This window comes from Pyramidobacter sp. C12-8, assembly GCF_002007215.1.
Lineage (GTDB): Bacteria > Synergistota > Synergistia > Synergistales > Dethiosulfovibrionaceae > Pyramidobacter.
In genome coordinates this window covers 1-11,819 of record NZ_MUHX01000044.1, presented here as the reverse complement: position 1 = coordinate 11,819, position 11,819 = coordinate 1, and the positions used below count along the sequence as shown (strand labels likewise).

11 protein-coding genes and 1 pseudogene are annotated in these 11,819 nt (G+C 59.6%); 9 read left to right on the top strand and 3 right to left on the bottom strand.

The window, feature by feature from the left end; translation table 11 throughout:
• The first annotated feature begins 61 nt into the window (after positions 1–61).
• Positions 62–1,444: an amidohydrolase gene (locus B0D78_RS11635; RefSeq protein WP_078017112.1), complete on the top strand. Its 1,383-nt coding sequence runs from the start codon at positions 62–64 to the stop codon at positions 1,442–1,444.
• 279 nt (positions 1,445–1,723) lie between these two features.
• Positions 1,724–2,665, top strand: coding sequence for an AEC family transporter (locus tag B0D78_RS11630; RefSeq protein ID WP_078017111.1), 942 nt, complete (start codon positions 1,724–1,726; stop codon positions 2,663–2,665).
• Between the two features lies 1 nt (position 2,666).
• Here B0D78_RS11630 and B0D78_RS11620 read toward each other — a convergent pair.
• Together B0D78_RS11620 and B0D78_RS11615 are read right to left on the bottom strand one after the other, a co-directional pair.
• A pseudogene (locus tag B0D78_RS11620) lies at positions 2,667–3,305 on the bottom strand (M48 family metallopeptidase).
• A gap of 365 nt (positions 3,306–3,670) precedes the next feature.
• Entirely contained in the window at positions 3,671–4,810 is a 1,140-nt protein-coding gene (locus tag B0D78_RS11615; protein ID WP_078017108.1) for a M20/M25/M40 family metallo-hydrolase, read from the bottom strand.
• Positions 4,811–5,213: 403 nt separating this feature from the next.
• On the opposite strand from B0D78_RS11615, the gene B0D78_RS11610 reads away from it, so the two are divergent.
• From B0D78_RS11610 to B0D78_RS11580, 7 genes are all read left to right on the top strand, one after another.
• Complete coding sequence (locus tag B0D78_RS11610; protein WP_078017107.1) at positions 5,214–6,215, top strand: ABC transporter substrate-binding protein; 1,002 nt, start codon at positions 5,214–5,216, stop codon at positions 6,213–6,215.
• A 52-nt stretch (positions 6,216–6,267) separates the two neighbouring features.
• Entirely contained in the window at positions 6,268–6,687 is a 420-nt protein-coding gene (locus tag B0D78_RS11605) for a carboxymuconolactone decarboxylase family protein (RefSeq protein ID WP_233543568.1), read from the top strand.
• Positions 6,688–6,764: 77 nt separating this feature from the next.
• Positions 6,765–7,769 carry an ABC transporter substrate-binding protein gene (locus B0D78_RS11600; protein ID WP_078017106.1) on the top strand — a complete coding sequence of 335 codons (1,005 nt, stop codon included), beginning with the start codon at positions 6,765–6,767 and terminating at the stop codon, positions 7,767–7,769.
• A gap of 98 nt (positions 7,770–7,867) precedes the next feature.
• A complete protein-coding gene (locus B0D78_RS11595; protein ID WP_078017105.1) occupies positions 7,868–8,404 on the top strand; it encodes a C-GCAxxG-C-C family protein in 537 nt (178 codons plus the stop codon).
• Positions 8,405–8,423: 19 nt separating this feature from the next.
• Positions 8,424–9,335 carry a TDT family transporter gene (locus B0D78_RS11590; protein ID WP_078017104.1) on the top strand — a complete coding sequence of 304 codons (912 nt, stop codon included), beginning with the start codon at positions 8,424–8,426 and terminating at the stop codon, positions 9,333–9,335.
• 188 nt (positions 9,336–9,523) lie between these two features.
• Positions 9,524–10,561 carry an ABC transporter permease gene (locus B0D78_RS11585; protein ID WP_078017103.1) on the top strand — a complete coding sequence of 346 codons (1,038 nt, stop codon included), beginning with the start codon at positions 9,524–9,526 and terminating at the stop codon, positions 10,559–10,561.
• A 9-nt stretch (positions 10,562–10,570) separates the two neighbouring features.
• Positions 10,571–11,335 (top strand): ABC transporter ATP-binding protein, encoded by a 765-nt coding sequence (locus B0D78_RS11580; RefSeq protein ID WP_078017102.1) that lies wholly within the window; start codon positions 10,571–10,573, stop codon positions 11,333–11,335.
• Positions 11,336–11,532: 197 nt separating this feature from the next.
• Here B0D78_RS11580 and B0D78_RS13280 read toward each other — a convergent pair.
• On the bottom strand, positions 11,533–11,819 hold a 287-nt coding region (locus B0D78_RS13280; protein ID WP_205948324.1), incomplete at its 5' end, for a hypothetical protein.

Genomic DNA, 11,819 nt, shown 5'->3' with positions numbered 1-11,819 from the left:
AGATTGTTCCGTTCAATAATCTGTCAACAAGTGCGACTACATTATTCTAGGAGGAATTTTTATGGTCGGAGAAGCGGCGTTAAAAGCTCTTCAAGCGAAAGAGGAACAGTTTGTCGCCCACGCTAAAAAAATCTGGGAGCATCCCGAGACCGCCTACAACGAAGTGAGCACGTGCGCGGTCACTGCCGAGCTGCTGCGCGAGCTGGGCTTTGTCGTGGAAACGGGGATGTACGGGATGCCCACGGCCCTGCGTGCCAGTTGGGGCAGCGGCGAACCGACGATCGGTTTTCTGGGCGAGTTCGACGCTCTGCCCGGTCTGAGCCAGAAGGTCGGCACCCGCCAGGAACCCGTACGGGACGGCGCGCCGGGGGAGGGCTGCGGGCACAACCTGCTCTGCGTGGCGCCGCTGGCGGCGGCGTACGGCTTGAAAGAAGAGCTGCGGGCTTCCGGCTGTCCCGGTACCGTAGTTTACTATGGCTGTCCCGCCGAAGAGGCCCTTACCGGCAAGGTCTTCATGGCCCGCGGCGGCGCGTTCCGTGAGCTGGATCTCGCTTTTTCCTGGCACGGAGCCGCGAAAAACTGCGTCATGCGCGGCGTCATGACGGGCCTGAACAGCGCCAAGTTCCATTTCACGGGGCGCACCTCTCACGCCGGCGGCGCGCCGGAGAACGGCCGCTCAGCCCTCGACGCCGTCGAGCTCATGAACGTCGGCGCCAACTACCTGCGCGAGCACGTCACCATGGACAACCGCATCCATTACGTCGTCACCGACGGCGGGATGGCTCCCAACATCGTCCCCGACAAAGCCTGCGTCTGGTACTTCGTGCGCGCCCTGACCCGCGAGGCCGTGGAAGACACGTATCGCCGCCTCGTGCTGGTCGCCGAGGGGGCGGCGCACATGACCGAGACGAAAGTGGAGATCGAGTTCCTCGGCGGCTGTTATCCGACGCTGGAAAACCGCGTCCTCAGCGACGTAATCTATCAAAGCCTGCAGGAAGTGGAAAGGCCCGTCTGGACCGAGGAAGAGCTGGAATTCGCCGAGGCTATCAACGTACAGAATCCGAACTACGATCAGATCAAACGGCGCCCCGATTACGACGGCCCGCTCGGCGTCAGCGTCGGGATCCGCGAGGAGAATGGCTTTGGCTCCACCGACGTGGGCGACGTGCAGCACATCGTCCCCTGTGCGGAAGTGAACACCGCTTCGTGGAACTGCGCCGCTCCCGGCCACAGCTGGCAGGTCACATCCTGCGCCGGCTCGTCCATCGGCATGAAAGGCATGCTTTACGGCGCCCGCGCCCTGGCTCTGACGGCCGCCAAGGTCGCCGCCGACCCGCAGCTTGTCGCCGCCGCCAAGGCGGAGTTTCTCGAAGCCACCCACGGCGAACCCTACCGCTGCCCCATCCCCGCCGACGTTCCCGTGCCCATGCCGGTCCAGAAATAAGAGCGAGACGCGAATAATGCCGCCAGACCGTCGGAAATCTTCCGACGGTCTGGCGGCATTATCATTATGAGGATGGGACTGATACGGTCTCTTTATTAAAAAACAGTAAAATGCTGTGGCTGGCGACGAGTGTTCCGTCTCGCGTAGCGGCTTTCAGGTGAGCGTGGTAAACTTGTCGAAAAGTGACGAGACGGCGACGGCAGGGATTGTTCCACGTGGAACATTTCCCGTCTCGAGAGCCGCCGATCCTGATCGGATGCGGACGGAGGGGCTGAAACGATGCAGGGCTTTCTAACGAATCTGGTGATTTTCATCGTCATGGGCTGCGGCTGGTTTCTGAAAAGACGGGGGCGGCTGACTGAAACCGGACTGAAGGAACTGAACGGGCTGCTTTTCTCGTTGCTGATGCCCGTCAGCTTTTTCAAGGCCGGACTTGGCTTCAACGCGTCCATGATCCATGGCTGGCGCTTTGCTGCCGTGCTCATTGGCGGTTATGCGGCGGCGACGGCAGTGTTCTGGGTGATGTCGGGACTGCGCAAGATCGCGCCCGAACGGCGCGCCGTGTCCATGCTCACGTCGGTGCGTCCCAACGCGATCTTTATCGGCCTGCCGGTGATGACGCTTTGGCTCGGACAGGCGGGCACGGAAGCGCAGCTGCTCTTCGTGGCGGTGGGAACGCCGTATTTCAACCTCGTACCGCTGCTGATGTCGCAAATTGCCATGAGCGGTCAGAGCGACGGCCGGTCACTGGCGAACGCGTTGGTGCGGACGGTCAGAAATCCGATCCTGCTGGCGGGCATCTGCGGCATCCTGATCGGCGCTTTGGGCTGGACGCCTTATATCCCGCAATGGTTTGCGCGCGTCCTCGAGGTGCTGGGCGACTGCGGCAACGGCATGGCGCTGCTGGTCATCGGCGCGGCGCTGGCGCCGGAGCGTCTGTGGAGCGACGTCAAATCGGCCTGGCCCGACATGCTCATGAAGCTGTTCCTTCACCCGGCGATCGTCATGGCTGCGTTCATGCTTTTTCCCGTGGAAAATCCCGTTGTCATGCAGGTGGCGGTGGTCGGATCCGCGGTGGCGCCGGCCTTCAATTGTTACGTTTTGGCCCGCGGCTTCGGCATGGACGCCGACTACGCGGCCATGCTGGTAGCGTCGTCGACGCTGCTGTGCATGGTGACGTTGCTGTTCTGGATGGCAGTGACGCCCTGCATTTTCGTGTAGGCTATTCTGCGGACGGTTCTTTCATTGTCTGGTTGGTCAACGCGCGCCGCTGCCGCCAGTCGGGCAGACAGCGGGCTACGCAGTTCCAGAAGGCGGCCGAATGGCTGGCGACGATCAGATGGCTGAGTTCGTGCACGACGACCTACTCGAGGCAGCACGGGTCTTTGGCGGCGAGGCGAAGATTGAAGCACAGCCGCCCCGTGCGCGTATTGCAGCTGCCCCAGCGCGTCGTCATGTCGCGCACATGCCACCCCGAGGCTCGCACGCCCAGCACGGGCTGCCAATGGGCCAGCAGCGGCGGGATGGCGAGCCCGAGGCGGGCGCGCAGAAAGCTGTGGATCAGTTTGCCCCGTTCATCGGCGGTGCCGTTTTCCGGCAGGTTCAGGAGAATGGTTTCGCCGCGCAGGCTGGCGCCGTACGGCCGTCCGTGTGCGACGGCCAGCGGCAGAGAACGGCCCCATAACAGCACGGTGTCGCCGGCGTCGTGTTTCGTCCGCTCGTCCAGCATCTGCAAAACGGCGGCGCGGCGCTTGTGCAGCCAGCGCGACTGCGAAGCGACGAAGCGTTCGATCTCCGCATCGGGCGTGCCCGTCGGGCAGGAGACGCGCAGCATGCCGTCGGGACGCACGCTCAGGTACATGTTCTTTTGCGGGCGGCGCACGATCAGCGCCGGCGCGCCGAGGATCTCGCGCACATTGCCGCCGTTTCTGCTTTCCATCGCGCTTCCCTCCTTTTTTGCGTTCAGTTTATCATGTTTTTTGAAACGACCGCCGTCGCGAAGAAGCGGCGGCAATAATATTAATTATATACGATGTGTTCTTATCCATTGCAAATTCATGAACGATAGAAAAAAGTTCTACGTGGAACATCGAAAAAAAACGTCCTATAAAAGCGCTCCGGTACGACCGATGAATCTCTTTCGTCGCGTCGTGTCGGGGCGCTTTCGCTTCTTCCGGCGTTTTTGTTCTTTTTCCGTTTCGCCGCTTTTTCGCGGCTGATTTTATTCTAGGGGGCCTGCGCGGCGAGCATCAGGCTGAGGGCGATTTTCAGCCCCGTTTCCAGACTACCCAGGTCTACCCACTCTTCGCGGGTGTGCGCGCCCATGCCGACGACGGTGCCGAGCGTATTGGCCATGATGCCCAGGGACAGGGGCACGTTGCTGTCGGTGGACGAGGGGGTGACGGTCAGTTCGCCGTCGTAATAGCTGCGGATCACGTCCAACGTGCGGGCGGTAAAGGCTTGCAGCGCTTCGCGGTTCAGCATGCCGTCGCCGGGGCGGACTCCCAACAGTTCGACCGCGAATTCGCCGCCGCGGTTGCGGTTGGCGTTGAGGATCGCGTCGAACTGGACCTTCATGTAATCCAGGCATTCCTGGGAAGGAGAGCGGAATTCGTACAGCATCGCGGCATACTGGGCGATGGAGTTGACGGTGGAGCCGCCCTCGATGCGCCCGACGTTGAAGGTCGTGCGCGCGCTTTCGGGCAGCGTGACGGCGTAGAGATCCTCGATCAGGTGCGCCAGGCATTCGATGGCGTTGGCGTTGCCGAAGTTGGCGTAGGAATGGCCGCCCGTGGTCCGGCACGTGACGCGGTAACGATAGGATCCGACGGCGCCGCTGCAGCAATGGCCGAGCTTGCCGTCGAGCGAGTAAAAGGCCGTGACGCGCGGCCCGTAGGCGGCGAACAGCGCCTTCGTACCGTCGAGGTTGCCCAGCCCTTCTTCGCAGGCGTTGGCGACGATCAGCACGCCCTGCGTCAGTTCCTCTTCGCGCCACGCCAGATGACGGGCGGCGATCATCAGGTTGACGAGGTTGGCGGTGTCGTCGCCGATGCCGGGCGCGTAGAGCCGGCCGTCTTCCTCGCGCATGGGCAGCGGCGCCGTGTCGGGAAAGACGATGTCGGTGTGCGCTGCGAAGACGATCAGATCGCTGTCCTGTGGGCCCAACTTACAGATCACGTTTTGGGCGGCGTCGATCTGCACGTCCTTGAATCCCTGCGATTTGAACCACTCGCTGACGAAGGCCGCGCGCCGGCCTTCGTCGTGCGACGGCGCCGGGATCTTCCCCAGCGTGCGCAGCAGGTCCTGAGCCTCTTTTACGTTCTCGCGGGCGAACTGTTCGGCCGCGGCCTTGATCATGTCGTTCATGACGGACTCCTCCTTTATAAAGTTCATCGAACGGGCGCTCTTTTCGAAAACCGTGTTTCATCATAAACGACGGGTCCGTCCCCGTCCAGTGCGAAATGGACAAAAAAAGGGCGACGCGTTGTGATTTTTGGCGTATGATTCTTGGTTTTGCCGGAAATTTTTAAGCGTACTTACGTGATCGTAAAAGAATAAGGCAGGAACGCCCCTTTGCAAACGATTCTTTCGGACAGAACTGATGATTTGCGGCGAAGCAGAATTTCCGAACAACCAAGACGATGCAAAATGTTTTCTTGAGAGTAATACTGTTCATAAATTCGAATTGACTTTTCAAAAGCCGAATGATATGTTGATTAAGCATAAAAACTATAACCGTTACTAACGGTTGAGAAGGAGCGATCGTTTTATGAACAGAAAGCTGGTTGCGGTTCTGGCAGGTGCGGCGACGCTTGTTTCTGCCGCGGCCTTCGCGATGACGAAGGAAGAGGAAGACGCGGCCTGGAAGAAGGAGCCTGCTTACGGGCGCGTGATCAATGTGGGCTACAATGGCGGTCTGTGTCTCGGCACTTTTGGCATTGCCGACATCAAGGGTTTCTACGCCGAAGAGGGCTTGAAAGTCAAGATCACGCGCATGACCAAGGACGTGGACGCCATCGGCACCGGCAAAGTCGATGTGGTGGGCGGCCATATCGCTAAGTTCATCATTCCTACGGTTAACGGCGTGCGCATGAAATTCACGACGGGCATCCACACTGGTTGTAAATCGCTGTACGTGCTCGCCAAGGGCGACATCAAGAACACAAAAGATCTGGTCGGCAAGACGGTAGCTGTGCCGAACGGCATTGGCGATTCGGATCAGAACATCGCCATGCGCTTTTTCAGCCGCGACGGTATCAGTCCCTTCCGTGACATCAAATGGAAGGTCGTGGAAGCGGGGGTCAGTATCATGGCCATGCAGAACGGAGAGATTGAGGCCGCGCTGCTTGAAGATCAGTTCGCGCGCCGTTTCCTCGACGATGGTACCCTGCGCATCGTACGTTCGCTGACCTACGACGATGACTTCAAGAAAGAAGCCTGCTGCGTTCATGCCGTCAATCTGGACTTCTACAACGAGAACCCGATCACCGTGAAGAAACTGACCCGCGCCCATGAAAAGGCCAGTCAGTGGATTCTCGACAATATCGACGAGAGCGTCCGCCTCCTCCTTGACCACAAGTACGTCACCGGCAACTTCGACCTCGTGCAGTCCATCCAGAAAACTCTGGATTATGGCATCAGCGATCAGGCGACGGAGGAGACGCTGCGCCTTATCATCCGCGATTATCAGAGCTTCGGCATTCTCGACCCCCGCCTCGATCCCGACAAGATCCTGAAAAAGATCTGGGATCCGGTCCTGCAGCACGATTAGTTTCGGAACGGTCTTTCAAGATCGAACACATGATCGAGAGGAGAAATTTATCATGAAAATTCTAGTGTTGGCAGCCGCCATGATAATGGTTTTGAGCAGCGTGGCTTTTGCAGCGGAGAAACCTCAAAAACAGGTGGACTACAAAAACGCGGCGCGTCAGGCCGGCCTGCGCGGCAAAAAACTGCGCGAAGCGGCCCCCGAAACGATGCAGGCCTTCGGCGGCCTGGCCGGCGCCGTGCTGAAAGAGGGCGCGCTTTCCCTGAAGACCAAGGAACTGATCGCGTTGATGCTCGGCCTGCAGGCCCACTGCGAAATGTGCATCAACTCGCACGTCCAGAACGCCATCAAGGCCGGCGTCACGCGCGAAGAGCTGGCCGAAGCGCTTGGCGTCGCCGTCCTTATGGGCGGCGGCCCCAGCTCGGCTTATGCCGGGATCGTGCTGGAAGCGTACGATCAGTTCAGCGCCAAGTAACGGAAGCCTGGATCTCAGCGACTTTTCGTGTTCTTGATTTGACCTCTACGAAAAAACATTATGAAGGAGAGCTGTTGATGAAAAAGTTTCTTGTCGTTCTGTTCTGCGCCGCGCTGATGGCTGCGCCTGCCGCCGCCATGACGAAGGAAGAGGAAGACGCCGCCTGGAGGAAGGAACCCGCCTACGGCCGCGTCATCAAGATCGGTTACAACGGCGGCCTCTGCCTCGGCACGTTCGGCATCGCCCAGCTGAAAGGTTTTTACGAAGCGGAAGGGCTGAAGACCGAAGTGATCCGTATGGCCGGCGGCAGTAGCGGTCAGATCGACGCCATCGGCACCGGCAAGGTGGACGTGACGGGCGATCATATCGCCACGATGCTCGTTCCCACCGTCAATGGCGTGCGCGTCAAGTTCACCACGGGCATCCATTCGGGCTGTAAATCGCTGTATGTGCCCGTGGACAGTCCGATCAAGACTACGGCCGATCTGGTCGGCAAATACGTCGCCATTCCCGACGGCATCGGCGGTTCCGATCAGAACATTTCCATGCGCTTTTTCAACCACGACAAGGTCGATCCGCGCCAGATCAAATGGAAAGTCGCCGAAGCGGGCGTCGCCGTGATGGCCATGAAGAAAGGCGAAGTGCAGGCGGCGCTGCTCGGCGACCAGTTCGCCAAGAAATTCCTCGACAGCGGCGAACTGCGCATCATCCGCTCGTTGACGTTCGACGAGGATTTCAAGCAGGAGCCCTGCTGCATCCACGCCGTCAACCTCGATTTCTACAACGAGAACCCGCTCACGGTGAAAAAACTGACTCGCGCTCACGAGGCCGCCAGCGCCTGGGTCATGGAGCACCCCGAAGAGGCCGTCGCCGTGCTTCAGGCGAACAAATGGGCGGCCGGCGATCCCAAGCTCGTGCTCGAGATCTTCAAGACCTACGACTACAGCATCAGCGACGAAGCTACGGAAGCCGCGCTGCGCAACATCATCGACGACTACAAGACTTTCGGCCTCATCGACGCCAAAAAGGATACCGATGCGCTGATGAAGCAGGTCTGGGATCCGGTTCTCGGGAACGATTGAGATCGACCGCGCCAAATCGTTCGTTTTTAAGATGTTTTTGCCGCGAGGGGGCTCCCGGCGAAAAAACATCCAATCATATCTCAAGGGGGAGTTTTTCAATGGTAAAGTACTCAGTCGAACAGGTCAGCCCGAAGGCCGTCCAGAAGCACGCGGAAGATCTTTACAGAAACGGCTTCTTCTGCTGCGAGGCGGTGATGTCGGCGATCAGAAGCGATTTCAACGTGGACGTTCCCGAAGAAGTCATCGCTCTGTCGTCGGGCATGGCGATCGGCGCCGGGCGCTCCGGCTGCATGTGCGGGGCGCTGAACGGCGGCATCATGGCGCTGAGTTTGTTTTTCGGCCGCACGACGCAGGACGGCCCCAAGGATCCGAAGGTCAATTACTGCATGAAGCTCACGCACGAGCTGCACGACTGGTTCAGAGACGCGAACGCCAAACACGCGAACTGCTGCCGCGTGCTCACCAGAGGCTTTGAGATGGCCGAAGGGGAACACAAGGCTCAGTGCATCGCCTTCACCGGTCTCTGCGCGGGCAAGGTCGCCGAGATCCTGTGCCGCGAGCTGAACATCAAAAACGTTGACGACGGACCGATCGAAGGTCTGAAAGCGCCGTATTTGCCGCCTGCGAAGAACTGATTTGAACGGAGGTTGACGGATGCAGTTCATCAAGAAAGTGCCGATTCCCGCGGCGGGCGTGATGCTGGGCGCCGCTGCGCTGGGCAATCTGCTGCAGAGCTGCGGCGAAGGGATCCGCGCCGTCTGCGGGGTGCTGGCGGCGTTTTTGCTGGTTTTGCTGCTTCTGAAGCTGTTTTGCTTCCCCGCCGCGGTCAGAGAGGACATGCAAAATCCGATCACGGCGGGCGTCTCCGCCACGTTCCCGATGGCGCTGATGCTGCTGAGCACTTATATCCTGCCTTTTGCGGGAGCGGCGGCGCGCCTCGTGTGGTGGTTCGCCGTGGCGCTGCACGTGGTGCTGATCGTCTGGTTCACTCTCAAGTTTGTGCTCCGCTTTGATCTGAAAAAGGTCACCACGGTGTTCTTCATCCTCTACGTCGGCATTGTCGTCGCTTCGGTGACGGCGCCCGCTTATGGGCGCGGCGCCGATGTCGGCACCGTCGCTTTCTGGTTTGGGTTTGCGGCGCTTCTGATCCTGCTGTTCGTGGTGACGAAGCGGTATCAAACGCTGCCCGTGCCGGAGCCGGCGATGCCGCTGATCTGCGTCTATGCGGCGCCCACGAGCCTTTGCGTGGCCGGTTATGTGCAGTCGGTCATGCCCAAGTCCTTCGCGATGCTGGCCTTCCTGCTGGCGCTGGCGCTGTTGACGTACGTCTTTGCGCTGGTCAGGAGTTTCTCGATGCTGAAACTGCCGTTCTATCCCAGCTACGCGGCCTTCACCTTCCCGTTCGTGATCTCGGCGATCGCCTTCAAGCAGGGCGCATCCTGCGCCGCCAAGCTTGGGCGCGCCCTGCCGCTCGCACCGTACCTGGTGCCGGCGGCGACGCTGATCGCTGTCGTGTTCGTGGTTTATACCTATTTCCGTTTCATGAAATTCATCTTTTCGAAATGACCTGCTCCGGACGGAGTTTCCGTCCGGCGTGAACAAGATCTGCCGGCGGTATGGCGCAGAAGGGGGAGGGCTCGCTGCGGCTCCCCCTCTTTTTGCGTTTCCGCCCGGCGCGAAACGGGAACAGAAAATGTGACAGGCAGCCAGCGCTGCGCAGTGCTTGCCGAAGAGAAGAAAGGAGATTTTTCTTTATGCCCGGTCATGAAAACGGCCGCGCTTCCGGGATGCCGCCCCGCCGTCTGACGCGGGACGAACTGGCGATTCTCGAGAGCCGCCCGAGAACGAAATTTCAGAAATTTCTCGATTACGTCGTCTGTTTTCTTCCCGTCGTCGCCGGCGTCGTCGCCCTGTGGGAGTACAACTGCCTTCCCGATCTGCAGGGAAACACTCACGGCAACGACTACAACTGGTTCATCCTCGCCCTGACGGGGCTGGCGCTGATCGGTTTCCTCGCCTCGTTTTGCGGGCGCCGCGCCTTCCGCTGGATGCGCTACAAAGCCCCCTTCTATACGTTCGTCTTTCTGGCGCTGGCCGGCTACGACTGGCTGACGCTCAAGACAGGCGGCCTGCCGCTGCCGTACTTTCCGTGGCTCGATCAGATGCTGGAAGCGGCCATCGCCGACTGGGCCTACTTGATGGACTGCGCCAAAAACTCGCTGATCCTGCTGTTCACCGGCTACTTCATCGGCGTCGGCGTCGGGCTGGTGACCGGCATCGCCTGCGGCTACAACCGCAACGTCAACTATTGGATCGAGCCGTTTACGCGCCTGCTGGGCGCCATCCCCTCCACGACCTGGCTTCCCGTCGTCATGGTGCTGGCCGCCACGCTCTTCCGCGGCAGCGTGTTCATCATCGCCCTCGGCGTGTGGTACTCCGTCACGATCGCTACCAAGACCGGCATCACCAACATCGACCCCGCCTATTTCGAGGCGGCGCGCACGCTGGGCGTCAAAGGCATGCGCCTCGTCGGAACCATCGCCGTGCCCTCGGCGCTGCCGAACATCCTGCAGGGCATGACTCAAGGCATGAGCACGGCTTGCGTCGCTTTGATGGTGGCCGAGATGATCGGCGTCGAGTCGGGGCTTGGCTGGTATATCACCTGGCAGAAAAGCTGGGCCCGCTACGGCAACATGTACGCCGCCGTCGTCGCCATCTGCGTTATCTTCGTGCTTGTCAACGCGCTGCTGGGCGCGGTCCGCCGCTACATGCTGCGCTGGCAGGAAAGGTAGGCCGCCGTCATGTGCGAAAATATCCTCAAGCTCGACCACGTCAGCAAAAGCTTTGCCAACGCCGGCAGTTCCGTCACCAACGCCCTCGAAGACATCGAACTGGAAATTCGCTCCGGCGAGTTCATCAGCGTCATCGGCCCCTCCGGCTGCGGCAAATCGACCATCCTGCGCCTGATCGCCGGGCTGATCGTGCCGACGACCGGGAAGGTGACCCTCAACGGCGAGGTCATCGACGGCCCCGCCCCCGTGCGCGGCATGGTCTTTCAAAAACCGGCGCTTTTTCCGTGGTTGACTGTGGAACAGAACGTCGCCTTCAGCCTGAGAATGCGCGGCCAGCTGCGCGGCCATGAGGCCGAAGTCGAGGAACTGATGAGAACCGCCGGGCTGTGGGAATTCCGCAAGAACTGGCCGCACCAGCTGTCCGGCGGTATGGCCCAGCGCGCCGCGCTGCTGCGCACCATGGTCAACAACCCGCAGGTCTTTCTGCTCGACGAGCCGCTCGGCGCGCTCGACGCCTTCACCCGCATGACCATGCAAGACGTGATCCTCTCCATGTGGTCGCGCCACCGCCCCATGGTCGTCATGGTGACGCACGATGTGGACGAAGCCCTCTACATGGGCTCCCGCGTCGTCGTCATGGCGCCGCGCCCCGGCCGCGTCCACAACGACATCAAAGTCGACCTGCCCTATCCGCGCCGCCGCACCAGCCGAGAATTCATGGATTATCGCAGGTTCGCCATGGAGCAGCTGAACTTCGACGACCGCGGAGCGTAAACAAAGAGACTTTTCTCTTCCAACGCGAGGAAGAGAAAAGTCTCTTTTTTTTGAACCGCGATCTCGCCGGTAAATGTTTTCGCGAAATTTTAAAGATGAAATATTCTGTTAAATGGTTTATTTAAAGACATTTCATGATGCCTGAAGAAATAAGTCAATAAATATTTGTGACTTATAATCAGTGTATCAATTAAATCTCAATAAAAGAAAACAAATAGATTTTTATTTATGATAAAAGAATCTGAATGAAATCGTAGACAGAAAAGGATAGTCGCGTTAATATACGCCGTGTTGCGCGCGGGAAAGCCGTTTTTGGAAGAGAGAGAGCGGCTGGAGAGCGTGCGACGCCGTTTCTTGACAACCGAAGAGGACGAGGAAGAGAAGCCAAGCGAGAGCGAGCCGAAGATGGAGTAGGTAAGGAATAAAGGATTCAACGGAGAGTTTGATCCTGGCTCAGGACGAACGCTGGCGGCGTGCTTAACAC

What these genes read in the sequence shown, in the direction of transcription:
- B0D78_RS11585 (WP_078017103.1), top strand. Translation starts at nt 9,524, where the DNA reads ATGCCCGGTCATGAAAACGGCCGCGCTTCCGGGATGCCGCCCCGCCGT.
- B0D78_RS11590 (WP_078017104.1), top strand. Translation starts at nt 8,424, where the DNA reads ATGCAGTTCATCAAGAAAGTGCCGATTCCCGCGGCGGGCGTGATGCTG.
- B0D78_RS11580 (WP_078017102.1), top strand. Translation starts at nt 10,571, where the DNA reads ATGTGCGAAAATATCCTCAAGCTCGACCACGTCAGCAAAAGCTTTGCC.
- B0D78_RS11635 (WP_078017112.1), top strand. Translation starts at nt 62, where the DNA reads ATGGTCGGAGAAGCGGCGTTAAAAGCTCTTCAAGCGAAAGAGGAACAG.
- B0D78_RS11615 (WP_078017108.1), bottom strand. Translation starts at nt 4,810, where the DNA reads ATGAACGACATGATCAAGGCCGCGGCCGAACAGTTCGCCCGCGAGAAC.
- B0D78_RS11610 (WP_078017107.1), top strand. Translation starts at nt 5,214, where the DNA reads ATGAACAGAAAGCTGGTTGCGGTTCTGGCAGGTGCGGCGACGCTTGTT.
- B0D78_RS11595 (WP_078017105.1), top strand. Translation starts at nt 7,868, where the DNA reads ATGGTAAAGTACTCAGTCGAACAGGTCAGCCCGAAGGCCGTCCAGAAG.
- B0D78_RS11630 (WP_078017111.1), top strand. Translation starts at nt 1,724, where the DNA reads ATGCAGGGCTTTCTAACGAATCTGGTGATTTTCATCGTCATGGGCTGC.
- B0D78_RS11605 (WP_233543568.1), top strand. Translation starts at nt 6,268, where the DNA reads ATGAAAATTCTAGTGTTGGCAGCCGCCATGATAATGGTTTTGAGCAGC.
- B0D78_RS11600 (WP_078017106.1), top strand. Translation starts at nt 6,765, where the DNA reads ATGAAAAAGTTTCTTGTCGTTCTGTTCTGCGCCGCGCTGATGGCTGCG.